Raw genomic sequence first — 17,774 nt, 5'->3', positions numbered from 1 at the left:
GTTTTTACAAATTCTGCACTTATCCACGGCTTGTATATACCCGAATTTTCAAAATATTTCATCAAATGGTAAGTTAGAAATTGACAGGTCAAGCGGGCTGGTGATATAGTCGAAAAGTAAGGGCTTACATTTTATTATTTTTTAAAACGAAAGGAATGTGTACGTTATGCAAGGTAAAGTAAAATGGTTTAATGCAGAAAAAGGTTATGGTTTCATTGAGCGTGAAGATGGCGGGGATGTATTCGTGCATTTCTCAGCGATTCAATCAGAAGGCTTCAAAACGTTAGACGAAGGTCAGGCTGTTGAGTTTGACATCGTAGAAGGCGCACGTGGACCACAAGCCGCTAATGTAAGCAGAATATAAGCTTCCGGTACGTTTTGTGCCGCTTGAATACATCTACTGAACTAACTGGCACCCTGGGGCTTTATTCTAGGGTGTTTTTTTGCGCAAATAGTGTGCTCGGAATTTAAAGGAATTATGAAGATGGGGGTTGAATGTAGTATAATGTAAGAAGGAAGGGAGATGTTTAACTATGATGATTAGCATTCGCGGAGAACACCTTGAAGTAACTGAAGCCCTCAGGGACTATGTCGACAAGAAATTGAACAGACTAGAGAGGTATTTTGAAGCTCCCCTTACATCTGATGTACAAGTAAAGCTAAGTGTGGTTAAAGGTTTACAAACGATTGAGGTAGGTATTCCCCTGACAGGCGTGCTGCTGCGAGCTGAAGAACGCAACAATGATATGTATGCGTCGATCGATTTGGTCGTGGACAAGTTGGAACGCCAGATTCGTAAGCATAAGACGAGGACGAATCGAAAAATTCGCCAAGATGGCGGCAAGCGTGATTTATTTAAGGTTGAAACATCGCCTGTCACTTATTTGGACGAGGAAGATGACTTTGAACTGGTCCGCAACAAACGCTTCGATTTGAAGCCGATGGATGTGGAAGAAGCGATTCTACAAATGAACATGGTAGGCCATAATTTCTTCGTTTTTTCGAACATGGATACAGATCAAGTCAATGTAGTTTACAAACGAGATGACGGTAAGTATGGTCTGATTGAGCCGGCTGTTTAATAAGAAAGCGGAGCAACTCGAGACATCCCTAAAACAAAAAATGAGCTTGATTCGATTCTGTCGAATTAAGCTTTTTCTCATGCATGCAATCGGAACATCGATTCAATACTATAGAAAATAAGTAAAAACGTGCTCTTTTCACCTAGTGTGGATGGTTTATACAGATGTAAGAATGGTCATTTGTTGCGGCAAGACCGTCAAAAGTGGTACAATTTAAGGATACGAATGCAAGGGAAAGGGGTTCACCGATGCTAGGACTAGTGAAGAAAATTTTTGGTGATTCCAATGAACGGGAAATTAAACGGATGCTCAAGGCCGTTGATTATATCAACGACCTAGAAGCTAGCATTAAGCCGCTGTCCGATGAGGAATTAAAAGGCAAGACAACTGAGTTCAGAAACCGCCTGGAAAAAGGCGAAGAACTTGATGATCTTTTACCGGAAGCTTTTGCTGTTGTTAGAGAAGCAGGTTTACGTGTACTAGGTAAACGTCATTACGACGTTCAGCTCATCGGGGGGATGGTGCTTCACGAAGGCCGTATCGCGGAGATGAGAACAGGGGAAGGGAAAACGCTCGTTGGAACACTCCCTGTCTATTTGAATGCTTTGCTTGGAAGAGGCGTACACGTAGTTACGGTCAATGACTATTTGGCTCAACGTGATAGCGCCGAGATGGGTCAGATCTATGAATTCCTCGGTTTGACAGTTGGGGTTAATCTCCACGACCTGTCACATGAGGAGAAGCAAGCGGCTTACGCTTGTGATATTACGTATGGTACGAATAACGAATACGGTTTTGATTACTTGCGTGATAACATGGTTCTTTACAAAGAGCAGATGGTTCAGCGTCCACTTTATTTTGCGGTTATCGATGAAGTTGACTCCATTTTGGTCGATGAGGCGAGAACGCCGTTGATTATTTCGGGACAGGCTGCTAAGTCGACAGACTTGTACTATGCGGCTGACCGTTTTGTGGCTAAGTTGAAAGAAGAAGAGGATTACACGATTGATATTAAAGTACGTTCCGTAGCTCTTACTGAAGAAGGGGTAGCTAAAGCGGAGCGGGCATTCGGCATTGAGAACTTATTCGATCATCAGAATGTGAATATCAACCATCACGTGACGCAAGGGCTCAAGGCTCGTTTCATTATGAAACGCGATGTGGATTATGTGGTACAAGAAGACGAAGTCATGATTGTTGATGAATTCACGGGCCGTATTATGACAGGCCGTCGTTATAGTGATGGGCTGCACCAAGCCATTGAGGCCAAAGAGCAGCTGCAAGTGCAGAACGAGAGCATGACGCTGGCGACAATTACATTCCAGAACTATTTCCGGATGTACCGCAAACTAGCGGGTATGACAGGTACTGCGAAAACGGAAGAAGAAGAGCTCAAGAAAATTTACGGTCTTGAAGTTATCATTGTTCCGACGAACCGTCCGATGATTCGTAAGGATTTGCCGGATGTGGTGTACAAGTCAGAGAATGGTAAGTTCAAGGCGGTTGTTGAACAAATTGTTGAGCGCCATCAGCTGAACCAACCAGTTCTTGTAGGTACGGTGTCTATTGAGAATTCTGAGAAATTGTCGGAGATGCTCAAAAAGAAAGGCATTCAGCACAAAGTACTGAATGCGAAGTATCATGCAGAAGAAGCTGAAATCGTAGCACGCGCGGGTCAACCTGGCTCTGTGACGATTGCAACGAACATGGCGGGCCGCGGTACGGACATTGTGCTCGGTGAAGGCGTACATGAAGCAGGCGGACTGCATATCATAGGTACAGAACGTCATGAAAGCAGACGGATCGACAATCAGCTGCGTGGACGCGCAGGCCGTCAAGGTGACCCTGGTTCTTCACAGTTCTACCTCTCCCTTGAGGACGAATTGATGAAACGTTTCGGCGCGGACAATATCATGGCGATGATGGACCGCCTCGGTATGGAAGAAGATCAACCGATCGAAAGCAAATTGATCACACGTGCAGTGGAATCGGCCCAAAAACGCGTTGAGGGTAACAACTTCGACGTTCGTAAAGTCGTTCTTCAATACGACGATGTCATGAATCAACAACGGGAAATTATATATAAACAGCGCCGTGAGCTGCTGGAGTCCGAAAATATTCGTGAAGTCATCGAAGGTATGATCAACGCGGTTATCGAACGCATCGTGAAAGCACACTGTCCGGAGGAACAAATTCCGGAGGAGTGGGAGCTTCAGGAAGTGGCTAACTTCGTGAACAACAACTTCTTAACTGAAGAAGGCCAGATTACGGATCAAAATATTTGGGGCAAAGAACAAGAAGAGATTATTGACTACATCAAAGATCTCGTTAGCAAACGTTATGATGAGCGTGAAGCAGAGATTGGTGAAGAATTCATGCGTGAATTCGAAAAAGTCGTTGCTCTTCGTGCTGTAGATAGCAAATGGATGGATCACATCGATGCCATGGATCAGCTGCGCCAAGGTATTCATCTTCGTGCTTACGGCGGAACAGATCCGCTGCGTGAATATCAATTCGAAGGCTTCGAGATGTTCCAAGAGATGATTGAGAATATCCGCGAAGAAGTCGCGATGTACATTATGAAGGCTCACGTACAAAGCAACCTGGAGCGTCAAGCCGTAGCCGAAGGTCAAGCGGTGGATACGAAGAATGAAGCCGGCGGGAAGAAACCGCTCGTGCGCGGCGATGAGCAGCGTATTGGACGCAACGACCCATGCCCATGCGGCAGCGGGAAGAAATTCAAGCAGTGCCACGGACAAGGCAGCTAATCGCTGCTATCTTGCTACCATGATCTGTATAACCTAGGCACAAGAGAATAAAAGAGGTGTAAGACATGCTGGAACCAGAAGTAAAACAGGATTTAAGAGAGACAGCAAAGCGACTAACCGAATTACGGGGGTCTCTTTGACTTAGATCATAAGCTTGAAGCGATCGGGGATTTTGAGGAAAAAATGGGGGCACCGGACTTCTGGGACGATAATGATCGTGCCCAGAAGACCATCGCGGACCTCAACGCCATCAAAAGTGTCGTCGATCAGTTCCAAGGCTTCTCGAACGAGTTCGACGACCTGCAGGTCATGGTCGAGCTCGAGGAAGAGGAGAGCGATGCAGGCCTAGCGAAAGACATTGAGTCAGGCATCGATGCCTTGAAGAAGAAGCTCGAATCCTTCGAGCTAGGCTTGCTCCTCAATCAGCCGTACGACCGGCTGAATGCGATCCTGGAGCTGCATCCCGGTGCGGGCGGCACCGAGTCGCAGGACTGGGCGGAGATGCTGCTGCGCATGTACCGCCGCTGGGCGGAGAAGCGGGGCTACAAAGTCGAGGTGCTCGACTATTTGCCCGGCGACGAAGCCGGCGTGAAGAGTGTCACGCTGCAGATCACAGGCTTCAACGCCTACGGCTATTTGAAGGCGGAGAAGGGCGTGCATCGGCTCGTCCGGATCTCGCCGTTCGACGCCTCCGGTCGTCGTCACACCTCGTTTGCGTCGTGTGACGTCATGCCGGAGATCGAGGACGACACGGACGTGGGTGAGATCCGCTCCGAGGATCTCAAGATCGATACGTACCGCGCAAGCGGCGCCGGCGGTCAACACATCAACACCACGGATTCGGCTGTGCGGATAACGCACATACCAACGGGTGTCGTGGTGAGCTGTCAGCAAGAACGCTCGCAGATTAAGAACCGCGAGAAAGCGATGAAGATGCTGCGTTCCAAGCTCTACGAGCGGAAGATCGAAGAGCAACTGAAGCATCTCGCAGAGATTCGCGGCGAGCAGTCTGACATTGCATGGGGAAGCCAGATTCGCTCTTATGTGTTTCATCCCTATAGCATGGTCAAAGATCACAGGACTTCAGCGGAAACAGGTAATATTGGCGCAGTGATGGATGGAGATCTCAATATGTTCATCGATGCTTACCTGCGTCATCAGATTCGGAAGCCGGAGTAGAACAGGTACATGAGCTGTGTGCTGGAAGAGCTTGGTGCACCGAACCATTACTAATCGCAAAACGCATATATAGAGCAATAGACGTTTATCCTACATCTGAAAGGTGTAGGATTTTTTCAAGTTTAATGTCATTCAGGGTTTGGGTAAGGAAAGAGTAGGATGGAACAACAAGGAGGAAGAAGAAACATGACACTTACGACAGAGCAGCGCATTACACTGCACGGCTTTAACAACCTTACAAAATCATTGAGCTTCAATATGTACGATATCTGCTACACCAGAACCAAAGAAGAGCGCGAAGCCTACATAGAATATATTGACGAACAGTACAATGCAGCCAGGCTAACCAAAATTCTCAAAGCGGTCGCGGATATCATCGGTGCTCATGTGCTCAATGTGGCCAAGCAGGATTATGATCCGCAAGGGGCAAGCGTAACGATGTTGGTTTCTGAAGGTCCAGTGGAGGGCGCTCCTGACGCTTCATTTGAGGAATCCCCAGGGCCCCTGCCGGAGACGGTGCTTATGCACCTGAACACCAGCCATATCACTGTTCATACCTATCCGGAATATCACCCTGATGAAGGGATTAGCACGTTTAGGGCGGATATTGATGTATCTACATGCGGGGAAATTTCGCCGCTAAAGGCACTGAATTACTTAATCCATTCCTTCGATACGGATATTATGACGATGGATTATCGGGTTCGCGGCTTCACTCGGGATATCAACGGGCATAAGCTGTTTATTGATCATGATATTAGTTCGATTCAGAACTACATTCCTGAGGAAATTAAAAGCATGTACGACATGATTGATGTGAACGTCTATCAGGAAAATATTTTTCATACGAAATGTAAGCTGAAGAAATTTGATTTAAACAATTATTTGTTCGGTTATACGAAAGACAAGCTGAGCGTAGCCGAGCAGAAGGACATTACGGAAAGTGTAAAGTGGGAAATGGACGAGATATTTTACGGTAAAAATATGAGTGCACCCTTGTTGTAAGAGTAGGCTTGAAACACATGCTACAAGGGATATGGGCATGTTTAATTGGTACCGAGAGGAGGGCCGTTCGTGCCCAGAAAAGAACCGCGAATACGGATAGGAAGTCCAGCACATACCGTATTTGAGTATATATTGATGCTGATCGGCTCGCTGATTATGGCGGCTAGTTTTAACTGTTTTTTGAACCCAAATCAAATTGCGACGGGTGGGGTTTCAGGTCTTTCTACGATTGTTCAGCATTTGACGGGTCTGAATCCAGCGATTACGCAGTGGGCCCTGAATATACCGATTTTCTTGTTAGCCCTATGGCTGCTTGGCGGGCAATTCGGGGTTAAGGCGGCTGTCGGGTCGGTTATATTTCCACTGTGCGTACTCGTAACAAGCCATTTAGGGGTACCAACGCAAAATCCCTTGCTCGCGTCTGTCTATGGAGGTATTGGCGTTGGACTTGGACTCGGCATCGTCTTCCGAGGACGCGGGTCTACAGGCGGACTCGGTCTGGCTGCTCAAATCCTACATAAATACACAGGCTTAAGTTTAGGTTTCTCTGTAGCGATTTTTGATGGTCTGGTCATTCTAGGTTCAGCGCTTGTTTTTACACCGGAAAATGCACTATACGGATTGATTGGGTTATTTGTCACCACGAAAACAATCGATATCGTTCAACTCGGCTTCAACTATGCTAAAGTGGCCTTCATTATTTCTGATCATACAGAAGCCATACGCAAGGCGATTTTATATGATTTGGACCGTGGACTTACGGAGCTTAATGGGTCCGGAGGATTTACAGGCGAATCGCGAACGGTCTTAATGGTCGTTGTGAAACAAAATGAAGTAAGTCGATTGAAAACACTAGTTCAGTCGGTGGATCCTCAGGCTTTTGTCATTTTGAGCGAAACGAATGAGGTATTAGGGGAAGGTTTCAAACGACATGCATAGCGAGAAGCTTTGTGATAGATTGGCGCACTTTAGGTGCGTCTTTTTGTGCATAACTTTTTTAAGGGAAGGGTCGCTTGTGGATAAATTGTGCATAATCTGTGGATAACCATACTACTTACCCACACTTCTTGAATAACTTGAAATATTCACATACAGGATTTGCCTGTATAGCGTATAATTTGTGATAATTGATTTGACACTCACCGGGTATCGATGAGAAAGCATTGTTTTTATGCACATGTTACGTTTAATTGATGCATATTATGTATACTTCTTGTCGGAAGGCAGGAACTCAAAGAATTAAAGATTTGTCGATTTTAATGTAGAAAATCCTTGAAATGCCTTGCGTAGGCACAATTCAATTGTCAAAATCCGCATAAAAAAATTCATTGAATTATTATGTATACGACTGTATAATAATACATATATTTTCGGAACATCGGGAGGGAAATTCGAATGAGTCATGGAGTTAGGGCGGCTATTATTGGAGCCACGGGTTATGGTGGTGCGGAGTTGATTCGTCTGTTGCAGGCGCATCCTTTGGTACAGATCACTTCGGTCATCTCAACTTCTAATGCAGGAGCGCCGCTTGCGGAGCATTTTCCACACTTGCAGGAAGTGGTTGTGGATATTCTAGATGTGCTTGATGTTGACTTGATTGCGAGCAAAGCAGACGTTGTGTTCTTGGCGACACCAGCTGGTGTGAGTGCAGAACTTTCACCGAAGCTTCTGGCAGCTGGCCTGAAGGTTATTGATATCTCTGGGGACCTCAGACTTAAATCGGCTGCGGACTATGAAAAGTGGTATAAAAAAACAGCTGCTTCTGAGGAAGCATTGGCACAATCGATATATGGTTTGTCCGAAGTTTTCGGCGACGAAGTGAAGGGCAGTGATTTAATCGCTAACCCAGGCTGCTATCCGACAGCGACGCTGCTTGGTCTGATTCCTGCAGTCAAAGCGGGTTGGATCGATCCCTCGACGATTATTATTGATGCCAAATCCGGCGTTTCCGGAGCGGGTCGTGGCGTTAGTCTAGGTTTTCACTATGCGGAAGCGAATGAGAATTTAACAGCCTATAAAGTAAATAAACATCAGCATATTCCGGAAATCGAGCAGGCGCTCAGCCGTGTTGCGGGTAAGCCCGTTGTTACGACGTTCACGACACATCTTGTGCCTATGACTCGCGGGATTATGTCTACCATGTACGCAACGATACAAGGTGAACACACCGCCGAGGAATTCATCGAATTGTACCGCCATTATTATGAAGGTCGGAGATTTGTGCGGATTCGTCAAAATGGTAAGCTCCCTTCTACGAAGGAAGTTTTCGGCTCTAACTACTGCGATATCGGCTTTGCAGTGGATGAGCGCACGGGGCGTGTGACCATCGTTTCTGTCATCGACAATGTAGTTAAAGGTGCTGCAGGTCAGGCCATTCAGAATTTGAATATCATGCAAGGCTGGGACGAAACGACAGGGCTGTTGTTCGCACCGGTGTATCCATAACGAGAAGATGAGGACAGGTGAAGAACGAACATGCTAGATCTAGTGAGCTTTACTGTCGTGCCAGAGGGCACAGTAACGACGCCGAAAGGCTTTCGTGCAGGTGGTCTGCACTGTGGATTGAAGAAGACGGAGCGCTATGATCTAGGCGCAATCGTCTGTGATGTACCGGCGGCAGCGGCGGGCGTTTATACGCTGAACGCTTTCCAAGCGGCACCGCTGCGTGTGACGCAGGAGAGCATCGCCCAAGGCGGCAAGCTGCAGGCGATGATCGTCAACAGCGGCAACGCGAATGCGTGTACCGGCCAGCAGGGCGAGGACGATGCATACGCAATGCGCGCTGCAAGTAGCAAGGCGCTAGGCGTGGCGGAGCACCACGTCGGCGTGACGAGCACGGGTGTCATCGGTGAGTTACTGCCGATGGGGAAAGTACTCAGCGGCATCGAGCAGCTGCCGGCTAAAGTGAAGGCAGACGGCGGAAACGACTTCTGCCAATCGATCCTGACCACGGATCTCACGCAGAAGATGACGTGCGTCCGTGTTGTTGTTGGCGGCAAAGAGATTCACATTGCCGGGGCAGCGAAGGGTTCGGGGATGATTCACCCGAACATGGCGACGATGCTCGGTTTCATGACAACCGACGCGCCGATTGAGAGCGAATACCTGCAGCTGCTGCTGAGCAGGATCACAGATACTACGTTCAACATGATCACCGTTGACGGGGATACGAGCACCAACGACATGGTCGTGGCGATGGCAAGTGGGCTGGCCGGCGGCGAAGCTTTGAATCCGGAGCATCCGGATTGGGAAGCGTTCGCGGCTGGGTTCCAGTACGTTGGCGAGTACCTCGCCAAGGCGATTGCGCGCGACGGCGAGGGCGCAACGAAGCTGATCGAGACGACAGTAGTCGGCGCGGAGAGCGACGATGCGGCACGTAAGATCGTGAAGTCGATCATTGGCTCTAGCTTGGTCAAATCCGCTGTTTATGGCGCGGACGCGAACTGGGGTCGGATCATTGCGGCTGTCGGCTACTCTGGACAGCCGGTGAACGTGAACACTGTCGATATTCGCCTAGGCGATATCGCAGTATTAGAGCAGTCGCGTCCAGTGAAGTTCGACGAGGAAGCGGCGCTTGCTTATTTGAAAACAGATACGATTCAAATTCATGTGAATTTACATATGGGCGCTGGCAAGGCAACGGGCTGGGGCTGCGATTTAACATATGATTATGTGCGGATCAATGCGGCTTATCGGACTTAGGTTTGTTTTAAGCTAGCACATAAGGAAGCAAAGGGGACCGAAAGCTTGTGAAGAACAATTGCTTTGTGATGAAATGCGGCGGCAGCACGCTTGCTGCGTTACCGATTAGTTTCTTTGAAGATATGCGTCAGCTTCAAGATGAGGGTATTGTAACTGTCATCGTTCACGGCGGCGGTCCTGCCATTTCGGAGACGCTTGGGAAGCTGGGGATTGAGTCCGGTTTCGTAAACGGTCTACGGGTAACGAATGAAGCGGTGCTCGACGTTGTGGAGATGGTGCTTTCCGGTCAGATTAACAAAGAGATCGTACGCCGAATTCAGTTAACAGGCGCAGCGGCCCTTGGATTGTCCGGTGTGGATGGACATTTAATTGAAGCGAAGCCGGTGGCGAACAGCCATGAAGTTGGCCTCGTTGGTGATGTTACGAAAGTAAATGCTGAGCTGATTCAAGGTATCGTAAGCATGGGGTACATCCCGGTGATCGCACCGGTTGGACTTGGCGCCGATGGCGGCCAGCGTTACAACATTAATGCCGATACAGCAGCAGGAGCTGTTGCTTCTCACCTTGGTGTGGAGCAGATGGTTGTGGTGACGGACGTTCCCGGCATTATGAAAACAGTGGATGGCGAGAAGCAGGTGCTTCCCGTTGTCAGTGTAGCAGAGATTGAAGAGATGATCGCGAGCGGTGACATCTACGGGGGCATGATTCCGAAGGTTCGAGCAGCGATTGCTTGTATACAAGGCAGGGTCCAAGAAGTTGTCATCGTAAACGGCTCTGAGCCCAACGTGCTGAGCAAAGTGCTGAAGGGCACGGGGATTGGCACACGGATTGTTCGTTAATAGAAGTTAAAAATCAAAGGCTTCTTGAATGGAGTTAACCGTCATGCAGCGGATTACTTTTATGTTTAAACAATTCCTAAGAGAGCCCTTATGGTTTAGAATACTTATTTCAACAACCTTGCTTATTGCACTTCTTTTTAGCGATTCCTACTTTTCGAATGATCCAGCTTACCAAGGCTTCTCCAAATTAGCGGCAGCCATCTTTTTCATCGCATACGGGATGAAAATGCGAAGGAATCGAGTAACAGCTATCATTTTATTTGCAGCTGCAGCCATATGTCTTTATCTAGCTTGGCACAAGTTCGAACTCATGGGTTGAACCACAAACTTTAAGGAGGGAATGTACATGACTGAAACAGGAAAAAGCTCGCTATTTCCAACCTACGCAAGATATCCAATCACGCTAGTGAAGGGGGAAGGCAGCCGTCTCTGGGACGATACAGGCAAGGAATACATTGACTTGATGAGCGGGATTGCGGTAACGAACCTCGGGCACGCGCCTCAAGCGGTGAAGGAGAAGTTGATTGAACAGCTCGATCAGCTTTGGCATGTGAGCAATCTTTTTCATATTCCGAATCAGGAGAAGCTGGCAACCTTACTCACAGATAATAGCTGTGCAGACGCGGTATTCTTCTGTTCCACTGGCGCGGAAGCGAATGAGGCTGCAATTAAGCTGGCACGTCGTTATAACCAGAAGGTTTTGAACAATGGTCGGTACGAGATTATCACGTTCAACATGTCGTTCCACGGACGCACGCTGGCGACATTAACGGCTACTGGGCAGGATAAAGTGAAGGAAGGCTTCCATCCGCTTCCTGGCGGCTTCGCCTATGCGCCTTATAACGATTTCGAGGCTGTCCGCAGTCTCGTCAATGAGCATACCTGTGCCATCATGCTGGAGATGGTGCAAGGGGAAGGCGGCGTACTGCCGGCTGATCCGGAGTTCGTGAAACAAATTGCAGAGCTGTGCAAGCAAGAGAATCTGCTTCTAATCGTGGATGAAATCCAGACGGGCGTGGGACGTACGGGTAAGCTTTTTGCCTATGAGCATTATGGGGTGGAGCCGGATATTTTCACGTTGGCCAAAGGCCTTGGTGGCGGGTTTCCGATCGGTGCTATGTTAGGAAAAGCGTTCTTGGCAGAAGCATTCAGCGCAGGAAGCCACGGTTCAACCTTTGGTGGAACGCCGATAGCTACGGCTGCTGGATATGCGGCTGTGGACACGATTGTCACCAACAAACTGCCAGAGCGTGCTGCGGAATTAGGCGCATACACAGTGAAGAAGCTGGAAAGCAAGCTTGCAGGCAATCCGCTTATCAACAATATTCGTGGTATTGGTCTCCTCATCGGGATCGAATGCACACAACCAGCAGGTGAAATCATTAGTGAAATTCATAAGCAAGGTGTACTCGTGATTCCGGCAGGGCCGAACGTTATTCGTCTGGTGCCCGCTTTGACCATACCGCAAGAAGATTTAGATCAAGCCCTAGATGTGGTGTGCAGTGTCCTCTCCCAGAAGGCATCAACCATCAGCAGCGTCTAGTAAAAAGTTCCGTTTAGAGAGGTTGGATAACATGAATATGGCTGTAAAGGAAGAACTGGCTGCCCAGTTGAAGGGCAAGGATTTTCTTGCTTTAGTTGATTATACATCAGAAGAAATTGAATATTTGATTCACTATGCGATCGAGCTTAAACGTAAACAGAAAGCTAGAGAGCCGCATGCTGTGCTCGCTGGTAAGACGTTGGGAATGATTTTTGAAAAATCCTCGACGCGTACGCGTGTTTCCTTTGAAGTAGGAATGTACCAATTAGGGGGTCAGGCTCTTTTCCTCAGTAAAAATGATCTGCAGCTTGGACGCGGCGAAACCGTTTGGGATACCGCACAAACACTGTCCCGTTACCTGGATGGCATCATGATTCGTACGTACGAACACCGCAAAGTGATTGACCTTGCTCGCGGATCAACGGTACCGGTTATCAATGGATTGACGGATTATGCTCATCCTTGTCAGGTTATGGCTGATTATCAGACGGTTTTGGAGAAAAAAGGCCGTTTGAAAGGTCTCAAAGTCGCCTACATCGGAGATGGCAACAATATGGTGCATTCCCTCATGATGGGTGCAAGTAAATTAGGGATGAACTTCGCGATTGCCTCACCGGAAGGCTACGATCCCGACAAGGAAGTCATTCAGAATTCTAAAGAGAACGCAGCGCAAACCGGAGGCAGTGTCCTCCTTACTCGCGATCCACGCGAAGCGATTGAAAATGCGGACGTCGTCTACACAGACGTTTGGGCAAGCATGGGCTTTGAGGCCGAGCAGAAGGAGCGGGAGATTGCTTTCAAGAATTTCCAAATCAATGAGGCGCTTGTGAAGCATGCCAAATCAGATTATTTGTTCATGCATTGCTTGCCTGCACATCGCGGGGAAGAAGTGAGCGAAGGCGTTATCGATGGACCGAATTCTATCATTTTTGATCAAGCAGAGAATCGTCTTCATGCGCAAAAGGCCATTATGGCCGCAACAATGATATAATAATTCGTAGCAGACATAGAAACGGAGAGATTAGAAGACATGGCTAAGGAAAAAATCGTTCTCGCCTATTCCGGCGGATTGGATACATCGGTTATCCTCAAATGGCTTAAGGAGACTTACGACGCGGAAATTATTGCTTTCACAGCGGATATTGGGCAAAAGGATGAGCTGGACGGTCTGGAGGAAAAAGCGCTCCAAACCGGCGCATCCAAGATCTACATCGACGACCTGCGCGAAGAGTTCGCGAAGGATTTCATCAACCCGATGTTCCAAGCGGGTGCTCTATATGAAGGGCAATACCTGCTCGGCACTTCGATTGCTCGTCCTTTGATCGCGAAGCGCATGGTTGAAATCGCTCGCGCTGAAGGCGCAACAGCGATTGCTCACGGAGCAACCGGCAAAGGGAATGACCAAGTGCGCTTTGAGCTGACAGCAGCGGCGTTGGCGCCTGAGCTGTCCGTTATCGCGCCTTGGCGTCTAGAAGAATTCCGCGAACAGTTCCCAGGTCGCGCAGAGATGATCGCGTATGCCGAGAAACACGGCATTCCGGTGACTGCATCAGCGGCGAAGCCGTATTCGACGGATCGCAATTTGCTGCATATCTCTTTCGAGAGCGGCATGTTGGAAGATCCTTGGTTTGATGCTGCATCCGACGAAAACAAAGGCATGTACGTCCTGAGCGTAGCTCCGGAAGATGCACCAGATCAAGCGGAGTATATCGAGCTTGAGTTTGACAAAGGTGACTGCGTAGCTATCAATGGCAAAAAGTTGTCCCCTCTTCAAGTTATGGAAACATTGAATGAAATCGGCGGCAAGCACGGTATTGGCCGTGTGGACATGGTCGAGAACCGTTTCGTCGGCATGAAGAGCCGCGGCGTGTACGAGACTCCGGGCGGTACGATCCTTTTTACCGCTCATCGCAAAATGGAATCCCTCACGATGGACCGCGATGTCATGCACCTTCGTGATTCCCTCATTACGAAATATGCAACACTAGTCTACAACGGCTTCTGGTTCGCACCTGAGCGTTTGGCAATTCAAGCACTTGTGGGAGAAAGCCAAAAGAACGTAACAGGTACTGTACGCTTGAAATTGTACAAAGGCAACGTAATGGGCGCTGGTGTGAAAAGCCCAGTTTCCTTGTACAATCCGGAAATTGCTACAATGGAAGCAGATCCGACGAAAGCCTACGATCAAGGCGATGCAACTGGATTCATCCGCTTGAACGCACTTCGTCTGAAAGTATCTTCTGGCGTAGAACAAAACGCAAAGAAGTAATTATATAGCAGTACGGTCCGCTGGCTTTCCCTCGTGGAAAGCCTTTGGGTTGTCAATAAGGCTGTGTCCATAAGTCTGTTCAGCAGAGAGACTTTGAGCGCCGCTCAAAGATCCCTATATCCAGCAGAGAGACTTTGAGCGCAGCTCAAAGATCCCTATATCCAGCAGAGAGACTTTGAGCGCAGCTCAAAGATCCCTATATTAGGTGTTAATACGAGAGGAGCCATGCACGGTGTCTAAGCTTTGGGGTGGACGATTTACGAAAAAAACCGACCAATTGGTCGAAGAATATACCGCATCTATTACATTTGATAAAGAGTTAGCTGAGGAAGATATTGAAGGCAGCTTGGCGCATGTGACTATGCTTGGCAAGTGCGGCATTCTACCTGCGGATGATGTCGAGAAAATCAAGGATGGCTTGCTGGCTGTCCAAGGTATGATTCGCCGTGGCGAGCTGGAGTACACGATTCAGAATGAAGATATTCATATGAATATCGAGAAAACCTTGATCGATTTGATCGGCCCTGTCGGCGGCAAGCTTCATACTGGCCGCAGCCGTAACGATCAAGTAGCTACGGACATGCATCTCTACCTACGCAAGCGGGTGGTCGAGTTCGTAGGCCTGCTGATCAAGCTCCAGGAAGCTTTGCTTGAGAAAGCGAAGGATAATCTGGATACGATTATCCCAGGGTATACGCATCTGCAGCGTGCGCAGCCGATTCTGTTTGCGCATCACATGATGGCTTATGTCAGCATGTTCCAGCGTGACCTTGAGCGCTTGCAGGACAGCTACAAACGCGTAGACATGCTCCCGCTCGGCGCTGGCGCGCTCGCGGGCACAACCTTCCCGATCGACCGCCATTTCGTGGCGGAGCAGCTCGGGTTCGGACGCGTGTATGAGAACTCCCTGGATGCGGTCAGCGACCGCGATTTCATCCTGGAGTTCCTCTCTAACGCGTCCATGATCATGATGCACCTTTCTCGCTTCAGCGAGGAAATGGTGCTTTGGTCCTCGACCGAGTTCGCGTTCATCGAACTCGATGATGCTTTCTGCACCGGCAGCTCGATCATGCCGCAGAAGAAGAACCCGGACGTGGCTGAGCTTGTCCGCGGCAAAACAGGCCGCGTCTACGGCAACTTGTTCGGTCTGATGACCGTGCTCAAGTCGCTGCCGCTGGCTTATAACAAGGATATGCAGGAAGACAAAGAAGGCATGTTCGATACGGTTCGTACCCTGCAGGGCGCGCTTCAATTATTCGCTCCTATGGTCTCTACGATGAAAGTAAACTCGGATCGCATGAGACAAGCTGTAAACCAAGATTTCTCGAACGCTACGGATATCGCCGATTACCTGGTGAACAAAGGATTGCCTTTCCGTCAGGCGCATGAAGTGATTGGTAAAACAGTTTTGTACTGCATCCAAAACAAAAAATATCTACTCGATATGAGCATCGAGGAGTTCAAAACCTTCTCCAGCCTTTTCGAGTCCGATATTTATCAGGTCCTACAACCTGAGCAAGTGGTTAACGCGCGTAATGTCTACGGCGGAACGGCCAGCAACCAAGTGACAGAGGCGATTGCCCGTGCAGAACAAGTGCTGGCGCAATCGAACGAGTGGCTGACAGTTTATTTAGAAAAAAGCAAATAACAGATAGATAAAAAGCCTTCAAAACCATCGAATCTGATGGTCTTGAAGGCTTTTCTTATCTGCCAGTCACCGAGATAAACCCTGTATCTGCTCGTACCGTCACTTTTTTGCTGCCATCACCGATGGTGCCCTTTGCGGAATGATGATCGGTCCGTTCTACATTTACGCCAGGTACTTGCAGATTGACACTGCCCGTGTCGGTTCTCAGATCGAAGCTTGCACCTTTTGGAGCAGGATCGAGCTGAAGACGAATCGTGCCTGTGTCAGATTCAAGCGATACGGAATCTCCGATATCGTGCAGCTTAGCCGTAATGCCGCCTGTATCTGTTTTCATCTTTACATCACCTTGCCCGTCCTCTACGTTGATATACCCCGTATCTGTTTGAAGGTTTAACTGTTTCCCTTCGTAACGCTCAATGGTTATACCGCCTGTGTCCGTGCTGGCTGTGAGTTTGTCGGCTTTCACTTCATTAAAGTGGATGCGTCCTGTATCCGAAGACACCGTGATCGCTTTGTATATTTTATCTGGCAGCGTCACTTCTGTCTTGATGCCTAGCCCCTGGTAAGCGATTATTCTTTTCAATTCGTTCAAATCAAAATTAAAGCCATTCGTAATCGATGCTTTTTTCTGCGTACAGACGTCTACTCGCCATACATTACTTCCTTCTGTTGCAGCCTCAATGGTGCAATTTTTAGCATTATTCTCGCTAATCGTTCCTACGAGATGGACTTTAATTTCATCGGAATTACTAGGGATAAAAGTTACCCCGGAGATGTCATTTTGAATGATTAATGTATCAATATTTGCGACAGGAATCTTCTTTTCGATATCAATATTCGTGACACCTGCGCTCCAATCAACCTCTTTGAAAGAAACAGCTGCTCCAATAAGGCCAATTCCAAGGCAGGCAAAGCCGAGCAGTAAGAAAAATTTGACTCCACGTTTCATAGCTTAAGCCCCCTTAATCAATTTGGCATTAAATTGGATATACATCCAGCTGAGTTTGAAAAATACTTTGAACAACCATGAGCTTAGCGTCGTCAATATAATGCCCAAGCCGAAACAAGCAAGCATTGCGAATCCAATGAAACGCATATCGCTGCCGACCGTTCCCATATAACTGCCGAGAATGCCGACAATTGGCGAGATGATGAGCGCGAAGCCCGAAACAAATAGCGCAATTAATGTTGCGAGAATACCGAACCAAGGACCAACGACGAATATTAGGTTAAAAAATCCAAGCGAAATGCTTACGATAATAGCCTTAATACTCGACTCGTGTTTAACCGGATAAGGGTACGGGTTGGGATTCATATAAGGATTCGTGCTCTGTGGAGGCGTATAAGGTGGAAAGCCCTTAGTTTCAGGAGCTTGCTTAGGCGCCGCAGTCGGTTCAGGTCTGGAATAAGATTTCTCTACCGCATCGCTAGGCGTGCTTTTCGAAGGCACATGCCCAGTAGTTGGTGTCTCCTTCTGAGCGTCCCAGTTAGGAACTCGCGGATAGCCGAGGGACTGCGCTACATCATCCTCTTGCTTGCCATTTTCAATGGCTTTCTGAAACAATTCTTCATAAACAGACAATATATTTTGGCGCTCCTTCTCGGGAAGTCCACGCAGTCGATAGTTTAATTCTTTGAAATAATCGATTTTGCTCATCGCCTAGCCTCCTTGTGTGCTATTTCATATTCCTATCATAATAGAAAAAAGTCATAATGACCTAGTAACTACAGTCACATGA

Annotated in this window: 16 protein-coding genes; 14 read left to right on the top strand and 2 right to left on the bottom strand. The window is 48.1% G+C overall.

Translation table 11 applies throughout. The features are described 5' to 3' along the window. Positions 1–166 precede the first annotated feature (166 nt). From QFZ80_RS33320 to argH, 14 genes are all read left to right on the top strand, one after another. Entirely contained in the window at positions 167–364 is a 198-nt protein-coding gene (locus tag QFZ80_RS33320) for a cold shock domain-containing protein (RefSeq protein ID WP_047682118.1), read from the top strand. Between the two features lie 169 nt (positions 365–533). Continuing rightward, on the top strand, positions 534–1,082 hold the full coding sequence (hpf, locus tag QFZ80_RS33315; protein ID WP_307551170.1) for a ribosome hibernation-promoting factor, HPF/YfiA family: 549 nt from the start codon (positions 534–536) through the stop codon (positions 1,080–1,082). Between the two features lie 248 nt (positions 1,083–1,330). Continuing rightward, complete coding sequence (gene secA / locus QFZ80_RS33310; RefSeq protein WP_307563001.1) at positions 1,331–3,850, top strand: preprotein translocase subunit SecA; 2,520 nt, start codon at positions 1,331–1,333, stop codon at positions 3,848–3,850. Positions 3,851–3,915: 65 nt separating this feature from the next. After that, positions 3,916–5,029, top strand: a protein-coding gene (gene prfB, locus QFZ80_RS33305) for a peptide chain release factor 2 (RefSeq protein WP_307551174.1) whose coding sequence is annotated in 2 segments (ribosomal slippage) — positions 3,916–3,987 and positions 3,989–5,029 — 1,113 coding nt in all. Because the reading frame shifts where the segments join, the coding sequence is not laid out codon by codon here. Between the two features lie 186 nt (positions 5,030–5,215). Beyond that, entirely contained in the window at positions 5,216–6,034 is an 819-nt protein-coding gene (gene speD / locus QFZ80_RS33300) for an adenosylmethionine decarboxylase (RefSeq protein ID WP_307551176.1), read from the top strand. Between the two features lie 69 nt (positions 6,035–6,103). Further along, a complete protein-coding gene (locus QFZ80_RS33295) occupies positions 6,104–6,973 on the top strand; it encodes a YitT family protein (RefSeq protein WP_307551178.1) in 870 nt (289 codons plus the stop codon). 456 nt (positions 6,974–7,429) lie between these two features. Continuing rightward, positions 7,430–8,479, top strand: coding sequence for an N-acetyl-gamma-glutamyl-phosphate reductase (argC, locus tag QFZ80_RS33290; RefSeq protein WP_307562999.1), 1,050 nt, complete (start codon positions 7,430–7,432; stop codon positions 8,477–8,479). A 30-nt stretch (positions 8,480–8,509) separates the two neighbouring features. After that, positions 8,510–9,736 carry a bifunctional glutamate N-acetyltransferase/amino-acid acetyltransferase ArgJ gene (argJ, locus tag QFZ80_RS33285; RefSeq protein WP_307562997.1) on the top strand — a complete coding sequence of 409 codons (1,227 nt, stop codon included), beginning with the start codon at positions 8,510–8,512 and terminating at the stop codon, positions 9,734–9,736. 68 nt (positions 9,737–9,804) lie between these two features. Beyond that, positions 9,805–10,575 (top strand): acetylglutamate kinase, encoded by a 771-nt coding sequence (argB, locus tag QFZ80_RS33280; RefSeq protein ID WP_307555860.1) that lies wholly within the window; start codon positions 9,805–9,807, stop codon positions 10,573–10,575. A 43-nt stretch (positions 10,576–10,618) separates the two neighbouring features. Next, positions 10,619–10,894, top strand: a complete 276-nt coding sequence (locus QFZ80_RS33275; RefSeq protein ID WP_307551183.1) for a hypothetical protein — start codon at positions 10,619–10,621, stop codon at positions 10,892–10,894. 27 nt (positions 10,895–10,921) lie between these two features. Further along, the gene (locus QFZ80_RS33270) at positions 10,922–12,118 is read left to right on the top strand and encodes an acetylornithine transaminase (protein ID WP_307562995.1); all 1,197 of its coding nucleotides are present in this window, start codon (positions 10,922–10,924) and stop codon (positions 12,116–12,118) included. A 31-nt stretch (positions 12,119–12,149) separates the two neighbouring features. Then, positions 12,150–13,109 carry an ornithine carbamoyltransferase gene (gene argF / locus QFZ80_RS33265; RefSeq protein ID WP_307551187.1) on the top strand — a complete coding sequence of 320 codons (960 nt, stop codon included), beginning with the start codon at positions 12,150–12,152 and terminating at the stop codon, positions 13,107–13,109. 39 nt (positions 13,110–13,148) lie between these two features. Then, positions 13,149–14,387: an argininosuccinate synthase gene (locus tag QFZ80_RS33260; RefSeq protein WP_307551189.1), complete on the top strand. Its 1,239-nt coding sequence runs from the start codon at positions 13,149–13,151 to the stop codon at positions 14,385–14,387. A gap of 232 nt (positions 14,388–14,619) precedes the next feature. Then, positions 14,620–16,035 (top strand): argininosuccinate lyase, encoded by a 1,416-nt coding sequence (argH, locus tag QFZ80_RS33255; protein WP_307564302.1) that lies wholly within the window; start codon positions 14,620–14,622, stop codon positions 16,033–16,035. Between the two features lie 55 nt (positions 16,036–16,090). Here argH and QFZ80_RS33250 read toward each other — a convergent pair whose 3' ends face one another. Both QFZ80_RS33250 and QFZ80_RS33245 read right to left on the bottom strand, forming a co-directional pair. Next, positions 16,091–16,984: a DUF4097 family beta strand repeat-containing protein gene (locus tag QFZ80_RS33250; RefSeq protein WP_307562993.1), complete on the bottom strand. Its 894-nt coding sequence runs from the start codon at positions 16,982–16,984 to the stop codon at positions 16,091–16,093. A gap of 3 nt (positions 16,985–16,987) precedes the next feature. After that, positions 16,988–17,692, bottom strand: coding sequence for an HAAS signaling domain-containing protein (locus tag QFZ80_RS33245; RefSeq protein WP_307562991.1), 705 nt, complete (start codon positions 17,690–17,692; stop codon positions 16,988–16,990). Between the last annotated feature and the right edge of the window lie 82 nt (positions 17,693–17,774).

It is taken from the genome of Paenibacillus sp. V4I7 (assembly GCF_030817275.1).
Classification (GTDB): domain Bacteria; phylum Bacillota; class Bacilli; order Paenibacillales; family NBRC-103111; genus Paenibacillus_E.
Note: the sequence above shows the minus strand (reverse complement) of the source record. Positions and strands in the feature narration are given on the sequence as shown.

Coding starts and splice junctions, on each gene's coding strand:
- QFZ80_RS33320 (WP_047682118.1), top strand. CDS start 167: ATGCAAGGTAAAGTAAAATGGTTTAATGCAGAAAAAGGTTATGGTTTC.
- hpf (WP_307551170.1), top strand. CDS start 534: ATGATGATTAGCATTCGCGGAGAACACCTTGAAGTAACTGAAGCCCTC.
- secA (WP_307563001.1), top strand. CDS start 1,331: ATGCTAGGACTAGTGAAGAAAATTTTTGGTGATTCCAATGAACGGGAA.
- speD (WP_307551176.1), top strand. CDS start 5,216: ATGACACTTACGACAGAGCAGCGCATTACACTGCACGGCTTTAACAAC.
- argC (WP_307562999.1), top strand. CDS start 7,430: ATGAGTCATGGAGTTAGGGCGGCTATTATTGGAGCCACGGGTTATGGT.
- argJ (WP_307562997.1), top strand. CDS start 8,510: ATGCTAGATCTAGTGAGCTTTACTGTCGTGCCAGAGGGCACAGTAACG.
- argB (WP_307555860.1), top strand. CDS start 9,805: ATGAAATGCGGCGGCAGCACGCTTGCTGCGTTACCGATTAGTTTCTTT.
- QFZ80_RS33275 (WP_307551183.1), top strand. CDS start 10,619: ATGCAGCGGATTACTTTTATGTTTAAACAATTCCTAAGAGAGCCCTTA.
- QFZ80_RS33270 (WP_307562995.1), top strand. CDS start 10,922: ATGACTGAAACAGGAAAAAGCTCGCTATTTCCAACCTACGCAAGATAT.
- argF (WP_307551187.1), top strand. CDS start 12,150: ATGAATATGGCTGTAAAGGAAGAACTGGCTGCCCAGTTGAAGGGCAAG.
- QFZ80_RS33260 (WP_307551189.1), top strand. CDS start 13,149: ATGGCTAAGGAAAAAATCGTTCTCGCCTATTCCGGCGGATTGGATACA.
- QFZ80_RS33250 (WP_307562993.1), bottom strand. CDS start 16,984: ATGAAACGTGGAGTCAAATTTTTCTTACTGCTCGGCTTTGCCTGCCTT.
- QFZ80_RS33245 (WP_307562991.1), bottom strand. CDS start 17,692: ATGAGCAAAATCGATTATTTCAAAGAATTAAACTATCGACTGCGTGGA.